The organism is Curtobacterium sp. MCBD17_021, from assembly GCF_003234525.1.
GTDB lineage: Bacteria > Actinomycetota > Actinomycetes > Actinomycetales > Microbacteriaceae > Curtobacterium.
This window is the reverse complement of the sequence record NZ_QKTS01000005.1, coordinates 18,082-35,392: the sequence shown is the minus strand read 5'-3', so window position 1 is coordinate 35,392 and position 17,311 is coordinate 18,082. Positions and strand designations below refer to the sequence as shown.

The window sequence follows — 17,311 nt, the reverse complement described above, 5'->3', positions numbered from 1 at the left end:
CGTGTCAGACCGGGGCGCCTACTTCGGAACCACCTACCCCTACGCGCCGCGGTGCACCTGCTGGAAGGCGGACGCGCTATGAGCAAACCTGTGAACACCGACGCGCTACGACGTGACGCGCGCGTTCTCGCCCCGGGGTTCCCAGACGTAGCCAAGCGCCTCAACGCTGCTGCCGACGAGCTCGATCAGCTGCGGAGCGATCTGCACGCGAAGGACGTCGTCATCCAGTCGTACGCAGTCGGCGCCGGTTCGATCGGCACGCAGCCCGCGAAGGTGCAAATCAGGCCGGACGTACGCGTCAGGGTCGACACGCCAATGTGGGGTGCTTGACACAATCTGAGGCCGCCAATACGGTTGAGCCGTAGGCAAGTGGTGACAAACTGCTTGCCTTTCGTGCTTCTACGAGAAGGGCCCCGCTTCGGCGGGGCCTTTCGTCGTTTCAGCACACCAGTGCCCCGAGGAGCGGATCGGGTACCGGCGCCGACCACGACGACGCGCACTGCACACGAGCTCGTTCGCCGGAGACGCATACGGCCACGATGGGGTGTAGCTCAACTGGAAGAGCAGCGGTCTCCAACACCGCCGGCTGCAGGTTCGAACCCTGCCACCTCTGCGAGTCGACGGCCCAGCGGGTCGAACGACACGGCGTCTGCTCGGCAGACGCTTCCCACTCTTCCTCGTGCCCGCCGACACGCACCGAGCCCCGCATCTGCCGCCTGTCCTGCACCTCGCTCTGGGACTGGCCGCACCGCGACCTACCGCACGCGGCGCGAGCACGAGGAACCCACTCAGGCCGAGACCCCCGAGGGAAGCCGCGCTGGCATGCGGACCCCGGACGAGGACGGCCGACCACTTGCGGGGACGTCAACGCGGAAGCCATCGGGCCGCGAAGGACGATCCACGACGGCGTACGCCCCCTGCGCCGAGACGCACCTGCGTCCTCGCACACCACGAACGGAGACGGCATGAACGACGAGCCCATCTCCGGCGGCTACATGACGTGGGACGACGAACGCCGCGCCCGATATGACGAGGCGCGAGACCGCGCCGCCACCGCGTTTGCTGACCTCGCGCGCATCCACACCGAGGACGAGTACCCCAACGACCCGCCCTACATCCAAGGCTGGGTCGCTGCGGTCGAGTGGACGAACGTCGAGTTCGAGCGCAGCAACGCCGGCGGACGGTACGTGTTCACCCCCTTCGGCCAGATGCTCTCCGTCGGTGCTGGCCTCGCCGACTGGGCACGACAGCGTCACCTCTGACGAAGGGGGCAGCAGCATGGGCATGGGACACCGTCAACGCCTTACCGCTGCAGAGTCGGACGCGTTCAGCCGGTACGGACGTCGGTACGTCGCGTACCTGCAGCGCGCGTGCGTCCGCAGCAGCATCAAGCGTGGCGCTCGGCGCCGTGAACGCCACGAGGCGAACCGTGCCGCACGCAACGCAGCCTGACGACAGCAGCGCCCACAGGACGCGGAGCAACCGTCGCCCCGAACCGCAGCACGAACCGGCACCAGCCGCGCTCGTCGCTGCGGTCAACGCCGTGTACGAACCGCTCGAAGACCGGTACTGACGAGGAGGGCAGCATGCGCACCACAGTCGAGTACCTGCTGCCCTGGCCCTGCCGCCCTCTCCGCTGCCTCCTCGGCCTCCACCTGTGGCGACTGCACCCCTCCGGCTTCGGCTGGTGGTACTGCCGCATGTGCGGCGCCGAAAAGCAGACAGCCTGACGTGCGCGTCTGCTCCAAGCCAGGCTGTCCGACACTCATCCCCACCTCCGGCCGCTGCCCCGTTCACGCACGAGCACACGACCAAGCACGAGGGTCACGGCAGTCACGTGGGTACGGAGCGGAACACGACAGGCTCCGACGTGAGTGGGCACCGCGAGTAGCAGCAGGCACCGTGACGTGCGCACGCTGCGACGCGTACATCCACGTCGGTGAGGCGTGGCACCTCGACCACAACGACGACCGCACCGGATACCTCGGCCCGAGCCACGCACGCTGCAACGTCAGCGCCGCCGGCCGCGCATCCCACCACTGACTCCAGACAGAGAGAACGCCCCGGCGCTGCGCTAACAGCCCGGGGCTTTACCGACTCGTGTGAAGGAGTCGACATGACTGAGCGTACCTGCCAAGCCCCGGGCTGTAGCAACAGCATCCCGAACGAGCGCAACGCACGCGCGAAGTTCTGCTCCAACACCTGCAACCACCGAGCACATCGCAACAGCACCACGTCGCAGTGCACCGAGTCAGACTGCGAACGCCCCGTCCGGGCACGTGAGCGATGCAGCATGCACTACCGCCAGTGGGAACGCGCGAACGGGAAGGGCAACAGCCCGTCGAGCCAATGGGGCCCGCGACGCCGAGCCAACTGGAAGAAGCGCCACGCGAACAAGCGAGGCTCCACCCACAGCGAGACCATCTACGAAGTCAGCATCTACGACCGTGACGGTTGGACCTGCGGCATCTGCGGACTACCAGTCGACCGAACCCTCGCATGGCCCGACCCGATGAGCGCCAGCCTTGACCACAGGCAGCCCCTCAGCCAGGGCGGAACCCACACCAGGGACAACGTGCAGTGCTCACACTTCGCTTGCAACGCGAAGAAGGGCGCGAAACCACCCCTCACGCTCACTCAGACCCCGGTCTGAGGCGTCAAAGGGGTGGGGAGGTACCCGGTACAAGGCCTGATACATGGACCGCCGGGGAGGAACCTCGCAGTCCACAAGCTGAAAAGTTCCGAGATGGGAGGCCCTGATGGCTGCTGTGCCCGCTCCGAATGGTCTCGGCGAGAAGGGTCAGGCCCTCTGGTCTGACCTCCACGAGCTGCACGAGTTCGACCCGGCACAGACGTTGGTGCTCGAGGAAGCGTGCCGCATCGCTGATCGCCTCGACGGTCTGAACGATGTGATCAACGGCAAGGGTGTCGTCCCGCTCCTGCACTTCCGCATGCCGCATGTGGTCGATGACGACGGCGTCGCGACGATCAACCTGACGGTCGACGGCGTCCTGTCCGAAGCTCGTCAGCAGGCGAACGTGTTCAAGCAGTTGATCGCGGCGCTCCGCATCCCTGACGTCGCCACGGGCAAGAAGCCGCAGGCGCGCGGCGGGGCACGGGGTAGCTACGCCCCCTCCGGCACGGCTCGGGTGTCGAGCCTTGACCGTGCTCGAGCGAGGGCGGCAGGCGGTAGCTGATGTTCGCGCCGCTGTTCGAGGGTCAGGTCTGCTCCCTCGGCTATGCGGCGGTGGACTTCATCGAGCAGTGCATGGTGCACGGTCCCGGTGACATCGAGGGCACGCCCGTCGAGGTCGACGACGAGATGGCCGACTTCATCATCGAGATGTACCGGCTCGATCCGGAGACTGGGCGCCGCGTCTACGACGAGGGCGTCCTGTCGCGTCCGAAGGGGCGAGCGAAGTCGGAGATCGCCGGCTTCATCGTCGTGTGGGAGGCGTACGGCGAGTGCCGGTTCGACCACTGGGATGAGGACGGGCAGCCGGTCGGCCGGCGAGTGACGTCGCCGATCATCAAGTGCATGGCGACGGAGGAGTCGCAGGCGGGCAACACGTTCGAGAACGCGGCGTTCATCGTCAACTGGGGCATGCAGAACCTGCCCGAGGTGTACGCGGGCTCGGGCGGCATCCGTCAGGTGCACGCCGCGACGACGATCTACCTGCCCGACGGCGGGTACATCGCTGCGGTGACGTCTGGTGCTGCGTCGAAGGACGGCGGCAAGGAGACGTTCGCCGTCGCGGACGAGACGCACCTCTACGTGCTCAAGGAGCTCAAGCGGATGTTCGAGACGATGTCTCGGAACCTCTCCAAGCGCAAGCAGGCTGAGCCGTGGCTGCTGCAGACGTCGACGGCGTACCGGCCGGGCGAGATGAGCGTGTTCGAGGACACGCTGACCGCCTGGCGGAAGAAGGAGCTGTCGGCTCGGGTGCTCGTGGATCACCGCGAAGCCAAGGGCAAGATCGACATCGCCAACTACGAGCACACGATCAAGCAGCTGAACTACGTGTACGGCGCTTCGGTGCCGTGGCAGGACATGGACCGCAAGTGGCGGGACATGAACGACCCACGGAAGTGCCCGGACGAGGAGACGGCCGCCAGGTACTACCTGAACCGGCCGCTGTCGTCGCAGGACGCGTGGATCCCGGCTGCGATCGTCGAGAAGCAGGACGCGACGCAGGAAGCCACCGAGGAAGACCCGCGTGAGCGGCCCTCCGTCGAGGTGCCGGCCGGCGAAGCGATCGCGCTTGGCTTCGACGGCAGCCTGAACGACGACTCGACGGTCCTCATCGGCTGCCGCATGTCGGACGGATTCCTGTTCCCGCTGGGCATCTGGGCGAAGCCGACAGGCCCCGCCGGGATGTGGTGGGAAGTGCCTCGCTCGGAGGTGCTCGAAGCGATCCGGCAGGCGTTCAAGGACTACACGGTCGCTCGTCTCTACGCGGACCCGCACGAGTGGCGGACCGACATCGAGGCGATCGAGCAGGAGTTCGGCGAGACCGTCGTGCCCTGGGCGACGAGCAGGTACGTCCCCATGGCGGCGGCGCTCGACCGGCTGCACGTCGACCTGAAGACCGGGCAGGCGTGGCACTCGGGCGATCCGGTGTTCATGGAGCACTTCCGCAATGCGTACGTGAAGAAGCGCGGCCCGCATCGGCTGATCGGCAAAGAGAACCCGAACAGCGAACGCAAGATCGACTCCGTCGTCGGCGCCTCCCTGGCGTACGAAGCGCGAGCCGACGCGATCGCTGACGGGTGGAAGCCCCCCACGAAGAGCAAGGTCCGCGTCTGGCGGTGAACGAAGGGAGTCCTCGTGGCTATCGAGAACCCCGAAGCGATCCGTGATCGGCTGCTGAAGAAGCTCGCTCGTGAGCGTCGGTTTCTGACGCGGTACGACGACTACTTCGAGGGTGAGCAGGGGCTGAAGTACCTCGCTCCTGAGGTGCGGGAGCAGATCGGCACGCGTCTCGTGGACCTGCTGATCAACCTGCCGCGGTACACGACCGACGTGTACGAGAACCGCCTCGACATCGAGGGGTTCCGGTTCCCGGGCGTCGACTCCGGCGACGAGGACCTGTGGTCGGTGTGGCAGCACAACGACGGCGACATGCTCTCCCAGCAGGTGCACCGCGACAGCCTCGCGATTAGCCGCTCCTACGTCCTCGTGGGCGAGGGGGACGACGACGTGCCGCTCATCACCGGCCAGTCGGCGTTCGACGCAATCCATGAGGACGACCCGCGGACGCACAACGTGCGGTACGGGCTGACGCAGTGGACGGAAGAGGACGGCTCCCGCTGGATCAACGTCTTCCACCCCAACGGGCGTGTGACCTGGGTGCGGAAGCCGAAGTCGAACGAGTGGACGACGGACGGGAAGCCGGAGGAGAACACCTTCGAGCTCCCGCGGCTCGTGCCGCTCATCAACGACCCGCGGATCCTCGGCCGACAGGTCTCACGTCGGTCCGACCAGCGGCTCGGCCGGAGCGTGTTCCACGACCTCCTCAGTCCGACTGAGGCGCTGAACAAGATTCTCACCGACATGATGGTGTCCGGTGAGTTCCATGCCATGCCGCGACGGTGGGCGACGGGGCTCGCAGAGGACGACTTCGTCGGCGAGAACGGGGAAGCGCTCAGCACCTTCGAGATGATCGCCGGCCGCATCTGGGGCGTCACGAACGAGAAGGCAAGCTTCGGGCAGTTCCCCGAGGCGAACCTCGACAACTTCCACTCCACCGCGAAGCTGCTCGTGCAATTCGCGTTCATGATGCTCGGCCTGCCGGCGCACTACCTGCCGTTCGTCGGTGACAACCCGGCGTCGGCGGACGCGATCCGTTCGTCGGAGTCGCAGCTCGTCAAGCGTGCCGAGCGGAAGCAGTCGGTCCTGTCCACCCGGTGGGAGCGTGTGCAGCGGCTCGTCCTGCTGACGCAGGGCAAGCCGGACACGGAGAACGCACGGCAGATCGAGACCATGTGGGGCGATCCGGCGACGCCGACGTTCGCGCAGAAAGCCGACGGCACCGTGAAGCTCGTGCAGGCGAAGGACACGTCCGGTCGATCGATCATCACCGTCGACCAGGCTCGCGAGGACCTCGGCTACACGCAGGGGCAACGTGACCGCATGGCGGCCGCCGACGCCACCGCGAACGACGCCACGCTCGCGGCGTCCGTTCGCGCTGCTGCTGACGCTGAACGAGCAGCGGCAGGAGTGAATGGTGTCGACTCCGTATGAAGTAGCTCGAGCGCACCAGCTGTCGCGGATCGCGCTCGCGTACGACACCGTCAACCGTGCGGCGACGACGTGGCGGGCCGCGGATCTCGACTACTTGGACGCTTCGTGGAACGTCATCGCGCCGGCCCTCGTGGACCAGGTGTCGGAGGCGCAGCGCGTCGCCGCATCCCGGTCGGACGCGTTCGTCGACGACGCCGTGTCCGCCCAGGGCGCTGTTGCGGGACGCGCGTCGGTCAACCCGGACGCGTTCACGGGCGTGATGATCGACGGTCGCGAGGTCGGGCCGGCGATGTTCGGCGCGGTGACGCACACGAAGACGCTCATCGGTGCTGGCATGCCGCCTGCACGAGCGTTCGAGGGTGGGGCGCAGTTCCTCGCGACGGTCGTGCAGTCCGCGATCGCCGACGCGGGACGGCAGTCCGACCGCGTGTCGATGGTCGGCAAGCAGATCACGCGGTACATCCGCGTCATCTCGCCGGGAGCATGCTCCCGGTGCGCGATCCTTGCAGGCACGGCGTCGGCCGCGAAGGCGTTCGAGCGGCACAACAACTGCCATTGCACCGCCTGCCCACTGCCATCCTGGGACGCGCCGATCCCGAAGGGCTTCTACCGGTCGGCGGACGAGTACTTCGATTCACTGTCGCTGCAGGAGCAGAACCGGGTCTTCACCAATGCCGGCGCCGAGGCCATCCGCAACGGAGCCGACCCGACGGCGATCGTCAACGCTCGACGCGGCGCTGTGGGTCCTGGGGGACTTACGGAACGCCGGTCGGGCATCAAGGCTCCGCTCGGCTACGACGCGAACGGCGACCGAATCAAGGTCTTCACCACCAGTGAGGGCACGACCATCCGCGGCGCCTACGGGCGGGCTGAGGCTCGCCGACAGTCGGAGTTCACGAAGGGTCCGCGGGACCGGTACCGACGGACCGTCAACCCGCGCCTGATGCCCGAGACCATCGTCCAGATGGCCGGCGGTGACGCCGAGAAGATGCGCCGCCTGCTCGGGCAGTACGGGTACCTCAACTGACTTCCCACCTCCTGGTGGAAGCGCCCACGCGCAGCGCATGTGCGGTCACGCCGACGGGCTCACGGAACAGAAAGGGCACGGACCCCATGTCCGGAATCGCAACGACCATCTCTCCCACCTGCTACGGCCCGCGCAAGCTGAGCCGTCTCGACCTCATGGGCATCCGCTTCGTCGACGACCCGAACGACCCCACGGGCGGTTCGGGCGCGGGCGGCGGAACCGGCTACAAGGCGCCGGAGTCCCAGGAGGAGCTCGACCGGATCATCACGGCACGGCTGCAGCGCCAGGAAGCATCGCTGAACGAGCGCTACAAGGACTTCGACTCGCTGAAGTCGAAGGCCGAGCAGTTCGACCGTCTGCAGCAGTCCGGCGCCGGGTCGGGCCAGCCCGCTGACGTTACCGCGCAGCTGCAGCAGTTCGAGCAGCGCGTCACCGCGGCGGAGACGACCGCGACGCAGACGCAGACGCAGCTGACCGAGACGCAGACCGAGCTCGCCCGGAAGGACGTCGCGCTCGACAAGGGCATCGCCAAGGAGCAGCTGCCCCTGCTGACCGCGACCACGAAGGAAGAGCTCGAGAAGCAGGCGGACGCGATCCTCGCGCTCACCCGCGGCTCCGGCCGCGTACCCGGACAGGGCGGCGGTGGCGGCAACGCACCCTCCGGCCTCGACGCCGGCCGTGCCGAGTGGGAGAAGCGGCATCCCAAGAAGAACTAGCCCCGCAGCAACCGTGCTTCGGGCTTGAGCGCTCTGGAAGGAGCACCAACCATGGATCTCACTCCTCGAGTTGAGACGTTCGGCCAGGACGACCAGACCTGGCTGGACTCGGCCCACGGCACGGACGCTGCTATCAGCGGAACCGTCGACCTGACGAAGGGCTTCGTCGCGGGTACGCATTACCCGAACGGCGACCTGCCCTCCGGTACGGCGCTGGGCAAGGTGACCGCGTCGGGCAAGTACGGCCTCTACGACGACACCGCCACCGACGGCCGCCAGACGCTCGTCGGTCACCTCTTCACCTCGGTGAAGGCGCGAGGCGACGTCATCGGCGCCGTCCTCGTCCACGGGCGCATCAACCGCTCCCGCCTCCCGTTCGCCATCGACGACGCCGGTGTGGCTGACGTCGCGGGCCGCATCCAGTACGTCTAAGGAGACCCACGATGCAGATCAACACCGACTACATCCAGCCGGCGGAACTGACCGGCTTCGCGCGTGAGGCGCTCGTCGACCTCGAGCAGAACCAGTTCACCCTCTCGGCGTTCCTGCCGTCCAGCCCGGTCGACGACCTGCAGTACCGCTTCAACCGCGGAGGGGTCGGCCTGGCGGACGCGGCGACGTTCCGCAGCTACGACGCGGAGGCGTCGATCGGCCGCCGGCCGGGCACCGTCCGGGTGACCGGCGACCTGCCGCCCGTGTCGCGGAAGATCCGACTCGGTGAGTACGACCGGCTGCGTCAGCGGAAGGCCGACGAGTCGATCCGGGGTGGCCTGTTCGACGACACCGTCAACATGGTGACCGCCGTCGCCGCGCGCCTCGAGCTCGCTCGCGGTTCAGCGCTGTCCGCCGCGCAGGTCTCCCTGAACGAGGACGGCGTCATCGCGAACGTCGACTTCGGGCGTCGGGCTGCGCACACCGGCGTCGCGCCGGCAGCGCTCTGGTCGAACTCGGCCACTGCGACGCCGATCGCGGACATCATCGCCTGGGTCACCACGTACCGGAAGAACAACGGCGGCAAGACGCCGGGCGCCTTCCTCACGTCCCAGACGGTGCTGTCGAACATCCTGCGGTCGCAGGAGGTCCGGGGCCTCGCGGCCGCGAACGGCGTGACCCCGTCGATCATCAGTCCGCTGGTGCTGAACACGATCCTGCAGGCCTACGGTCTGCCGCCCATCGTGCTCAACGACGCGCAGATCGCCGTCAACGGCGTCGCCACCCGTGTCATCCCCGAGAACAACTTCCTCATGCTGCCCGCCGTCGGCGACACGCAGCTCGGCGGGACGCTCTGGGGCACCACGGCCGAGTCGCTGGAAGAGGACTACGACCTCGCCGGCAACGAGCCCGGCATCGTCGCGGGCACGTACCACACGTTCGACCCGGTCGCGGTGTGGACGAAGGCCGCAGCGATCGCGCTGCCGGTCCTCGCGAACCCGGACCTCACCTTCCAGGCGGTGGTCATCTGATGACCGCCACGAAGGTGTTCGTCACCGTGCACGACGAGAACGGTGCTCCGCACACGTTCGAGCCGGGCTCGGAGGTGCCCGACTGGGCGGCGCGGAAGATCTCGAACCCGAACGTCTGGGCCGGCGACGCGCCCGTGTTCGAGGACGAGAACCCCGACGGCGACCTGAGCGAGGACGAGGTCAACGAGCCCTCCCGCTCCGGGAAGGGGTCTGGCCTCGCCGTCTGGGCGCCGTACGCGAAGGGCCTCGGCATCGAGGTCCCCGACGACGCGTCCCGTGACGACGTGATCAAGCTCGTCGACGAGCACAAGGCCGCTCAGGCCTGACGCTCACCCTGGCGGGTCACCGGTGCTCCCGGTGGCCCGCCCCCACAACTTCACACCCCGCGGAGGTCGCCGTGTTCTGGTTCGACGTCGACACCGACGACATCGTCAAGCGGTGGCGTCCGCTCGAGGCTGCCGAGGCTGCCGTCGCTGAGCAGATCATCGAGGACGCGCAGGACATCTACGAGTCCGCCGTAGAAGCGGCAGGCATCGCTGCCCCCGCGCCGGACGACGAGCGTCGCGAGCGGGCCTACGTCCGCGCCGTCGCGTACATGGTCATCCGGGTATTCAAGAACCCGGACGGCATCCTGACCGAGACGCTCGACGGGTACACCTACCGCCGCGACAGCGCAGTGTCCACCGGGATGCTGCAGCCCACGGCGGAAGAGATCGACCAGCTTCGGCCCGTGGTTCGGCCGCGCCGGGGCGCGTTCACGATCAGGCCGTCATGAGCCGGGCGTCAGCGATGGCGCGCGGGCGCCTGTTCGCCGAGACCGGCATGACCGACCACTGCGTCGTCACCCGCACGAAGACGTCCTCGGACGTCGACCCCGCCACGGGTCAGGCAGCATCGATCACAGACACCGTCTACGCCGGCCGTTGCGAGTTCATCGCCGCCGACACGGAAGCGCGCGACATCACGTCAGCGGGCCGGCCCGTGACGCAGCAGGGAGCCGTCCTGAAGGTCCCCGTCGACTCCGACGGGTCCGCGAGCATCGCCGCCGGAGACGCGTTCGTCGCGACGCTCACGCAGAACGGGCTCGAGCCGATCGTCGTCCGCGGACGCGTCGGTGGCGGGCACCACCAGACCGCAGCCGTGTCGCGGCGCATCCCCGTGGAGGTGACCTCGAGTGGCTGACGACGGACTCTTCATCGACACACACCAGCTCGACCAGATCGCCATCGCGCTCGGGAACGTACCGCAGCAGACGCTGCCGAAGGTGCGGTCCGCGGTGCAGTTCAACGCGACCCTCGTCAAGCAGGAGTGGCGAAGGTCCCTGCAGGGGAACAAGTTCGCCCCGGTCGTGCCGTACTCGATCACGTACGAGACCCACGAGCTCGCCGACGCCATCTCGGCCGAGATCGGCGCCGAGAAGGACACCGGCAAGCAGGGTGGTGTCGCGCTGCTCCTCGAGTACGGGGCGCCCGCGAAGAAGCTCGCACCTCGCGGCTACGGCTCGAAGGCGGTCCTCGACAACCTCGACGACCTCCGCCAGGGCATCGGGAAGGCCATCGAAGACGGCGCTGCGGCGGCTGGACTGTGACGGCGCAGACGGAAGACTTTGACGAGGCAGTCGCGTTCCGCGACGCGATCGCGAGCATCCCGCAGCTGGTGGGGCGGGTGGGCCTCGGTCGGGCCCCGACGCTCGCTGACGGCTCGGTGATCCCCGCGGACAAGCCCTACGCGGTCATCTACGGATCCCGCACGGACGAGACGTCCGACCGCTTCGCGGCGGCGGGGTGGCGGCGGCGTCCCACGTGGATCGTGCACGCCGTCGGCGCATCTGAGCTCGCAGCGGTCGCCGCCCTCGGGTGGATCGACGACAAGCTCCGGCCCGGCCCGTTCCGCCGCGGCATCACCATCCCGGTCCGCGGCCGCAACACCTCACCCGTGCGGCGCCTCGAACGTCCCGGCAACGCCGAGGACGACGCCATCAAGCCAGCCGTCTGGTCCGCGATCGCCGTCTACGGCTTCGAGTCCGACCCCGCCTGACAAGGAGAACACCATGCGCAAGCAGCCTACCGTCGAGCAGGTCGACGTCGTCATCGGCCCGAAGGACGACGAACGCGTCGTCACCGTCGCGAAGACGATCGCGGACCGCTGGCCCGACATCTACCGCCCCGCCACCACGGCCGCCGGGAACCCGACCGCCGCCGCTCGGCGCGCGAAGGACACCCGCGGCAAGGAGCCGGCGCCGATCACGGACGCCGCTGACCTCCCGACCGCGGGAGACACGACCACGGCGACCGCCGCGGCCGACAGCACGGCCGGGACGTCCGGCGTGACCACGGAAGGAGTCACGTCGTGACTCGCGATCTCATCCTGCCCCCCAGCGTCGACGTCGACAGCAACTTCGCGCTGCTCGCCGCCCCGAAGTCGACGGTTCTCTCGTGGCCGCCGAAGTTCAGCGACGTGATCGCCGACACCACCGTCGACATCACCTACTCGCTGACCACGGACGGGTGGACACACGGGAAGTCCCAGGACACCACCACCGACCCCCGCTTCTCCCTCCGCGAGGTCCTCGGCGGCTTCAGCGCCGTCACCCACACCGCTTCCCTGACGTACGTCTACGGCAGCGACGAGGACATCGCCGACCCGCTGCTGCAGGAGGACGAGGAGTACATCCTCTTCGGCCGCTACGCGACGCCGTGGGAGCAGGAGCTCGCCGCGACGGACAAGTTCGACGTTTTCGACGTCGTCGCCGGCACGAAGGTCCGCAACACCGCGGCCGGCGGGAAGTTCACGAAGACCCAGGCGCTCGCGCCGCGTCGTCGGGTGCTCGAGGACCAGGTCCTCGCCGCCGCCTGACGGTGACACACGTGCGGGCGGCGGTCCATTCCGGGAGCCGCCGCCCGCACCCCTTCTCCCTCATCCCGGATCGATCCCGGAAGGATTAACCATGGGCAACATCGCGAAGGCACGGCAGGGCTACAAGCCGCCGACCGGCACCCTCCGCATGGTCCTCGACGTCGAACTCGCCAAGGAGCGGAACACCCTCCTGCAGCGCATCGGCGCAGCGAACGACCACGTAGACGAACTCCGGCGCGAGGCAGGCGACCGACCGGTCACGCCGAAGCTGAAGAAGGCGAACGACGAGGTCCTGCGCCTCAACGAGGAGCTGCAGGCACTCGAGGAGCGCGAACGGGAGCACGTGCACCTGCTGCACATGACGAAGCTGCCCGGCATCGAGTGGAACGACATCGCCGACAAGTTCCCGCCCCGCCTCGACGTACAGCTCGACATCGACCTCGGCTACAACCACCACGCCGTGGCGCTCGTCGCCGCACGCGTGAACACCGTCGACGTGAAGGAACCCCTGGCGGAGGGCGAGCAGCGCGACGAGGACGGCACGTACGTCGAGGTCGACGGCGTCGTCCACCGCGGGGAGCTGCTCGACGACGACGACTGGGACTCGATCGAGGAGATCGCGTCCGGCTGGGACATCGGGAACGTCGTCAACCTGCAGCTGAACCTCAACGTGCTGCAGTCGTCGAACCGTCTGGGGCGCCTGAAAAAAGGCTGACCGAGGACCCCGTCCTTCGCCGGACCGTCGAGCTCTCAAGAGCGATGGGCGTGTCCGTGCGGAGGCTGCAGGGGTGGGAGCCGTCCGAGCGGACCGTGTACGAGTACGGGTCCGACGGGCGGCTCTCGTCGTCTACGACGACCCTCGAGTCCGAGTTCGGGCCGACCGACCTCGACTGGTTGGCGGCTCTCCTCGACGTCGAGCGGGAGACCGGCCCGCACGGCTTCCTGATGTCCGAGGCCACCGACCCTGACGCTGACCCGGACCTGCCGGGATCGCACTACCGGTTCATGGCCGGAACGCCGCAGGTGTCACCCGAGGGCAGCGTCGTCTGGTCGCCCACGTACGACCTCGCTGAGCGCGCCCGCCTGCACGCGATCTCGGTGGTCCGCAAGGAAGACCCGGACCCGCACGCCGGTCTGATGATGCCCGTCCATCGGGTGCGCGTGCAGCCGAAGAAGGACCGCGTCCGGAAGCGACGCACTGCTCCACCGCCCCCGACCGCTTGACGCCTGAGGGCAGGAAGCAGGTGCCCCATGGCGAACGGCAGCGATCGCAGCATCATCCTCGAGATCGGTGCGAAGATCGGCGGCTTCGTCACCGCCATGGGGCAGGCGCAGACCGCCGCGACGAACTTCTCGAACCAGACGGTGCGGGGCGCGGCTGCCGCGGCCAGAGCTCTGCACGAGCAGCGGGAAGCCGCCGAGTCGGTCGCGAAGCCGCTTCTCGCAGTCGGCGCCGTCGCGGCGGTCGGCGTCGGTCTCGCGGTCAAGGCGTACGCCGACTTCGACGAGAAGATGTCGTCGGTCAAGTCGCTGTCGCACGCGACGTCCGAGGAGATGGAGCAGCTCAAGAACGCCGCCCTCACCACGGGTACGGCGATCGGCTTCTCCGCCACTCAGGCGGCTGAGGCCGAGATCGAGCTCGTTAAGGCGGGCACGTCCGCGGCGGACATCTACGGCGGTGCCCTCTCGGGGGCACTCAAGCTCGCAGCGGCCGGGCAGATCGACGTCGCGGACGCAACTGAGATCGCGGCGTCGACCATGGCTCAGTTCGGCCTCAAGGGCAAGGACGTCACGCACATCGCGGACCTCCTCTCCGCCGGTGCCGACAAGGCGCTTGGTGGTGTCTCCGAACTCGGTGAGGGCCTGAAGTACATCGGCCCCGTCGCCGCGGCCGCGCACGTCGGCCTCGAGCAAACCGTCGGCTCCCTGGCGCTCCTCGCCCAGAACGGCATCATGGGTGAGCAGGCGGGCACCAGCCTCCGGGGCATGCTGCTGTCGCTCACCGCCCCGTCGCACCTCGCGGCTGTGGAGATGCAGCGGTACGGCGTCGAGGTCTACGACGCTCAGGGCAAGTTCATCGGGTTCAACGGCGTCGCCGAGCAGCTTCGGACGAAGCTCGGCTCGCTCGACGACGCGCAGCGCGACGCGGCCCTCGGCACGATCTTCGGCAACGCGCAGATCACCGCCGCGACCGTCCTCATGAAGGGCGGCGCGAAGGAGGTCGACAAGTGGACGAAGGCCGTCAACGAGCAGGGGTTCGCCACTGAGCAGGCCGTCGGCAAGATGGACAACCTCAACGGCGACCTGACCAAGCTGAAGGCCTCGTTCCAGACCGCCGGCATCGTCACCGGTGAGGCGGCCAACGGTCCCCTCCGGGCGGCAGTGCAGGTCGTCACCGACCTGATCGACACCTACAACAACGCCCCCGGCGCGGTGCAGGGTATCGTCTTCGGCGTCGGTGCTGTCACGGCGGCGGTCGCGCTCAGCGGTGGCACCATGCTCATCGCCGTTCCGAAGATCGTCGCGTACGGTCTGGCGCTGCAGACCCTGTCGACCGCCGGCATCCCCGGCGTCTCCCGCGCCGCCACGCTCGGTCTCCGGGCCGCGAACGGTTTCGGAAGGGGCCTCGCGGCAACCGCCGGAATCCTGACGGGCCCGTTCGGTATCGCCCTCGGCGTTGGCGCTGCAGCAGTCATCGGCCTGAACGTCGCTGCCAGCTCTGGTGCGGCGTCGCAGGAAGAGCTCGCGAACGCGATCATCACCACCGCGGACGCGTCGAAGGTCCTCGAGAAGGCCGGGCAGCGGTCCGACTTCTCGAAGCTGATCGCCGGCGACACCGCGGCACGGCTGCGTGACCTGAAGGGCGTGATCAAGGAGCTCAGCTCGACGGACGTCGGGATCTTCTCGGCGTTCTCCGTCAAGCAGGAGGCGAAGTCCCTTGAGGACCTCGGGTCGGCGCTGGCAGAGATCAGCGCGGCCGATGCTCCTGCCGCAGCCAAGGCGTTTAAGCGGCTGCGAGACGAGCAGAAGCTCAACCGTGACCAGACGGCGCAGCTGATCGACCTGATGCCGGCGTACCGGTCGCAGCTGGTGAACCAGGCAAACTCGCTCGGGATCGCTACGTCGAAGTCGAACCTGCTCAAGCTCGCGACGGGTGAGTACGAGGAGGCGGCGAAGAGCGCGAAGGCTCCGACGAAGGACAACGCGGACGCGCTGAAGCAGCTCGACACGTCGGCTGAGGAGGCTGCCAAGGCGATCGAGGACACTGCGAAGGCGCTCCGCGATCTGACGTCGCCCACGTTGGACGCACGATCGGCGCAGCGCGACTTCGAGGCGGCGGTCGACGCTGTGACGGACTCCATCAAGGAGAACGGCAACAGCCTCGACATCACGACGGACAAGGGACGCGCCAACCAGGGCGCGCTCGACGCGATCGCGCAGTCCGCTGAGGCGGCGGCCGCGGCCATCTACAGCCAGACCGGTTCGCAGGAGGAAGCGACCGGGGCGATGCAGCGCGGCCGTGAGGAGCTCATCGCAGCTCTGGGGCAGTACGGCATCACCGGCGACGCGGCGCAGCAGTACGCGGACAAGATCATCGGTACGCCGACTGACTGGGCGACGACGTTCTCGAACAACGCTCCTGGTGCTGGCACCGCGGTTGACGCGTACAAGGCGAAGGTCAACTCGATCCCGAGCCTCGCGACGACGCTGTTCAAGGTGCAGGGCGACAGCACCGCGGTCGACCAGATCCTCGCGAAGATACGCATGGCCCGGTCCGAGATGAAGGACCTCAACGGGAAGAAGGTCTCGGGCGGCGGCCGGATGGGGACGTTCGCGTCCGGTGGTCAGATCGTCGGACCGGGAACGGGAACGTCCGATGAGGTGCCGATCTGGGCGTCCAACCGGGAGTGGATCATTCGCGAGCGGTCCGCGTCGATGTACGGGCCGCAGATCATGCACGCCATCAACCAGGGGACGCTGTCGAAGCGGCAGCTGATGGACGCGATGGTGGGCGCTCCGCGGTACGCATCCGGCGGGCCGGTGGCGGCTCCAGTGCGGTACGCGCCGCCGTCGCAGCAGGTCGTCGTCGTGCAGGGCGCTGGCGGAGGAGGCGGCACTTCGGTGACGCAGAACATCTACCCGCAGCCCATGCAGTCCGAAGCGGAGATCGGCCGCATGGCGATCGATGAGTTCAACTGGAACGCACGGAGAGGATGACCGTGGACGACGTACCCGAGGACATCGTCCGTATCGGCGGTCTCGAGTTCCGCGGCGGTGAGGGCTTCGACGGGTTCTACATCAGCCCGAACGGCCTCGTTGGTTGGGACGACAGTCCCGAGGTGCGGTTCGACTCGATCGATCGCGAGAACGGTGACGGTGAGTTCGAGGCGCCTGTGTACTACGGGGCTCGCGTGCTCACCGTCTCCGGGTTCTGCTACGCCGACTCAAGCGAGCAGCTCGGCGTGTACCGGGACCGGCTGATGGGCATCGTCGCGAACACCACCCGCGTCGAGGTGACGCTGCATGGCCGCACGACGTACGGGCAGGGGGCGATGGCAGCTGCGTCGAAGTTCGAGGTCGACATTCCCGGCCGGCGGGCGGCGTACCAGTTCTCACGCCGCTTCCCAGACCCCTACAAGTACGGGCAGCTGCACACGTCTGACACGGCCGTGGGTGGTGGTGATTCAGTGACGGTCCTGCATTACGGGAACACGTGGGCGACGTCGCTGCTCACGATCACCGGCACGGACCCGGACGGTTACACGATCGTCGGGCCCGGTGGTCGGCGCGTCGACATCACCGCGCCGCTGACTGCCAACGCACCGCACACGTTCGACACCGCGACGGGCCTGCTGAGGGTCGGCGGGTCCATCCGGTACGGGGCGCTCGGCCGAGCGGACCTGTGGCGGACCGCGGCGGGCCGGCCGACGACGGTCGGAATCGGCGGCACCAGCTCCTCGACGAAGCTCGTCGCCACCACACGGGACACCTACATCTGAGCGGA

Annotated in this window: 21 protein-coding genes and 1 tRNA gene; all 22 read left to right on the top strand. The window is 68.2% G+C overall.

Translation table 11 applies throughout. The features are described from left to right. Positions 1 to 90 precede the first annotated feature (90 nt). The 22 genes from DEI83_RS06270 (at position 91) to DEI83_RS06160 (ending at position 17,306) form a co-directional block, all read left to right on the top strand. The gene (locus tag DEI83_RS06270) at positions 91 to 330 is read left to right on the top strand and encodes a hypothetical protein (RefSeq protein WP_146243250.1); all 240 of its coding nucleotides are present in this window, start codon (positions 91 to 93) and stop codon (positions 328 to 330) included. Positions 331 to 541: 211 nt separating this feature from the next. Then, positions 542 to 613 (top strand) — tRNA-Trp (locus tag DEI83_RS06265). Between the two features lie 352 nt (positions 614 to 965). Then, the gene (locus DEI83_RS06260; protein WP_111080939.1) at positions 966 to 1,262 is read left to right on the top strand and encodes a hypothetical protein; all 297 of its coding nucleotides are present in this window, start codon (positions 966 to 968) and stop codon (positions 1,260 to 1,262) included. A gap of 854 nt (positions 1,263 to 2,116) precedes the next feature. Beyond that, positions 2,117 to 2,653, top strand: coding sequence for an HNH endonuclease (locus tag DEI83_RS16400; RefSeq protein ID WP_375334653.1), 537 nt, complete (start codon positions 2,117 to 2,119; stop codon positions 2,651 to 2,653). Between the two features lie 106 nt (positions 2,654 to 2,759). Beyond that, positions 2,760 to 3,197, top strand: coding sequence for a hypothetical protein (locus DEI83_RS06245; RefSeq protein WP_111080937.1), 438 nt, complete (start codon positions 2,760 to 2,762; stop codon positions 3,195 to 3,197). Next, positions 3,197 to 4,813 (top strand): terminase large subunit domain-containing protein, encoded by a 1,617-nt coding sequence (locus DEI83_RS06240; protein ID WP_220036757.1) that lies wholly within the window; start codon positions 3,197 to 3,199, stop codon positions 4,811 to 4,813. The genes DEI83_RS06245 and DEI83_RS06240 overlap by 1 nt, the downstream gene beginning before the upstream one ends. Positions 4,814 to 4,828: 15 nt before the next feature. Beyond that, positions 4,829 to 6,244 (top strand): phage portal protein, encoded by a 1,416-nt coding sequence (locus DEI83_RS06235; protein ID WP_111080935.1) that lies wholly within the window; start codon positions 4,829 to 4,831, stop codon positions 6,242 to 6,244. After that, entirely contained in the window at positions 6,228 to 7,271 is a 1,044-nt protein-coding gene (locus DEI83_RS06230) for a hypothetical protein (protein ID WP_146243249.1), read from the top strand. Before DEI83_RS06235 ends, DEI83_RS06230 begins: the two co-directional genes overlap by 17 nt. An 86-nt stretch (positions 7,272 to 7,357) precedes the next feature. Next, complete coding sequence (locus DEI83_RS06225; RefSeq protein WP_146243248.1) at positions 7,358 to 7,987, top strand: hypothetical protein; 630 nt, start codon at positions 7,358 to 7,360, stop codon at positions 7,985 to 7,987. Positions 7,988 to 8,038: 51 nt separating this feature from the next. Further along, complete coding sequence (locus DEI83_RS06220; protein WP_111080932.1) at positions 8,039 to 8,419, top strand: head decoration protein; 381 nt, start codon at positions 8,039 to 8,041, stop codon at positions 8,417 to 8,419. An 11-nt stretch (positions 8,420 to 8,430) separates the two neighbouring features. Next, on the top strand, positions 8,431 to 9,450 hold the full coding sequence (locus DEI83_RS06215) for a major capsid protein (protein ID WP_111080931.1): 1,020 nt from the start codon (positions 8,431 to 8,433) through the stop codon (positions 9,448 to 9,450). Next, positions 9,450 to 9,776: a hypothetical protein gene (locus DEI83_RS06210; RefSeq protein WP_111080930.1), complete on the top strand. Its 327-nt coding sequence runs from the start codon at positions 9,450 to 9,452 to the stop codon at positions 9,774 to 9,776. Before DEI83_RS06215 ends, DEI83_RS06210 begins: the two co-directional genes overlap by 1 nt. A 71-nt stretch (positions 9,777 to 9,847) precedes the next feature. Then, entirely contained in the window at positions 9,848 to 10,225 is a 378-nt protein-coding gene (locus DEI83_RS06205) for a Gp19/Gp15/Gp42 family protein (protein WP_181431092.1), read from the top strand. Further along, the gene (locus DEI83_RS06200) at positions 10,222 to 10,632 is read left to right on the top strand and encodes a DUF6093 family protein (protein ID WP_146243247.1); all 411 of its coding nucleotides are present in this window, start codon (positions 10,222 to 10,224) and stop codon (positions 10,630 to 10,632) included. Before DEI83_RS06205 ends, DEI83_RS06200 begins: the two co-directional genes overlap by 4 nt. Beyond that, positions 10,625 to 11,038, top strand: coding sequence for a hypothetical protein (locus DEI83_RS06195; protein WP_111080927.1), 414 nt, complete (start codon positions 10,625 to 10,627; stop codon positions 11,036 to 11,038). The genes DEI83_RS06200 and DEI83_RS06195 overlap by 8 nt, the downstream gene beginning before the upstream one ends. Then, positions 11,035 to 11,487 carry a hypothetical protein gene (locus DEI83_RS06190; RefSeq protein WP_111080926.1) on the top strand — a complete coding sequence of 151 codons (453 nt, stop codon included), beginning with the start codon at positions 11,035 to 11,037 and terminating at the stop codon, positions 11,485 to 11,487. The genes DEI83_RS06195 and DEI83_RS06190 overlap by 4 nt, the downstream gene beginning before the upstream one ends. Positions 11,488 to 11,500: 13 nt before the next feature. Then, positions 11,501 to 11,803: a hypothetical protein gene (locus DEI83_RS06185; protein WP_111080925.1), complete on the top strand. Its 303-nt coding sequence runs from the start codon at positions 11,501 to 11,503 to the stop codon at positions 11,801 to 11,803. Then, positions 11,800 to 12,306: a hypothetical protein gene (locus DEI83_RS06180; RefSeq protein ID WP_111080924.1), complete on the top strand. Its 507-nt coding sequence runs from the start codon at positions 11,800 to 11,802 to the stop codon at positions 12,304 to 12,306. Before DEI83_RS06185 ends, DEI83_RS06180 begins: the two co-directional genes overlap by 4 nt. A 91-nt stretch (positions 12,307 to 12,397) precedes the next feature. Continuing rightward, complete coding sequence (locus DEI83_RS06175; RefSeq protein WP_111080923.1) at positions 12,398 to 13,021, top strand: hypothetical protein; 624 nt, start codon at positions 12,398 to 12,400, stop codon at positions 13,019 to 13,021. Between the two features lie 50 nt (positions 13,022 to 13,071). Continuing rightward, positions 13,072 to 13,530, top strand: a complete 459-nt coding sequence (locus DEI83_RS06170) for a hypothetical protein (RefSeq protein WP_146243246.1) — start codon at positions 13,072 to 13,074, stop codon at positions 13,528 to 13,530. 27 nt (positions 13,531 to 13,557) lie between these two features. Then, positions 13,558 to 16,524: a phage tail tape measure protein gene (locus DEI83_RS06165; protein ID WP_111080921.1), complete on the top strand. Its 2,967-nt coding sequence runs from the start codon at positions 13,558 to 13,560 to the stop codon at positions 16,522 to 16,524. A gap of 2 nt (positions 16,525 to 16,526) precedes the next feature. Then, the gene (locus DEI83_RS06160) at positions 16,527 to 17,306 is read left to right on the top strand and encodes a hypothetical protein (protein WP_146243245.1); all 780 of its coding nucleotides are present in this window, start codon (positions 16,527 to 16,529) and stop codon (positions 17,304 to 17,306) included. Positions 17,307 to 17,311: the final 5 nt, after the last annotated feature.

Bases quoted from the DNA above. Each gene is read 5' to 3' on its own strand.
- DEI83_RS06225 (WP_146243248.1), top strand. From the start codon at position 7,358: ATGTCCGGAATCGCAACGACCATCTCTCCCACCTGCTACGGCCCGCGC.
- DEI83_RS06245 (WP_111080937.1), top strand. From the start codon at position 2,760: ATGGCTGCTGTGCCCGCTCCGAATGGTCTCGGCGAGAAGGGTCAGGCC.
- DEI83_RS06215 (WP_111080931.1), top strand. From the start codon at position 8,431: ATGCAGATCAACACCGACTACATCCAGCCGGCGGAACTGACCGGCTTC.
- DEI83_RS06175 (WP_111080923.1), top strand. From the start codon at position 12,398: ATGGGCAACATCGCGAAGGCACGGCAGGGCTACAAGCCGCCGACCGGC.
- DEI83_RS06185 (WP_111080925.1), top strand. From the start codon at position 11,501: ATGCGCAAGCAGCCTACCGTCGAGCAGGTCGACGTCGTCATCGGCCCG.
- DEI83_RS06210 (WP_111080930.1), top strand. From the start codon at position 9,450: ATGACCGCCACGAAGGTGTTCGTCACCGTGCACGACGAGAACGGTGCT.
- DEI83_RS06240 (WP_220036757.1), top strand. From the start codon at position 3,197: ATGTTCGCGCCGCTGTTCGAGGGTCAGGTCTGCTCCCTCGGCTATGCG.
- DEI83_RS16400 (WP_375334653.1), top strand. From the start codon at position 2,117: ATGACTGAGCGTACCTGCCAAGCCCCGGGCTGTAGCAACAGCATCCCG.
- DEI83_RS06220 (WP_111080932.1), top strand. From the start codon at position 8,039: ATGGATCTCACTCCTCGAGTTGAGACGTTCGGCCAGGACGACCAGACC.
- DEI83_RS06165 (WP_111080921.1), top strand. From the start codon at position 13,558: ATGGCGAACGGCAGCGATCGCAGCATCATCCTCGAGATCGGTGCGAAG.
- DEI83_RS06200 (WP_146243247.1), top strand. From the start codon at position 10,222: ATGAGCCGGGCGTCAGCGATGGCGCGCGGGCGCCTGTTCGCCGAGACC.
- DEI83_RS06260 (WP_111080939.1), top strand. From the start codon at position 966: ATGAACGACGAGCCCATCTCCGGCGGCTACATGACGTGGGACGACGAA.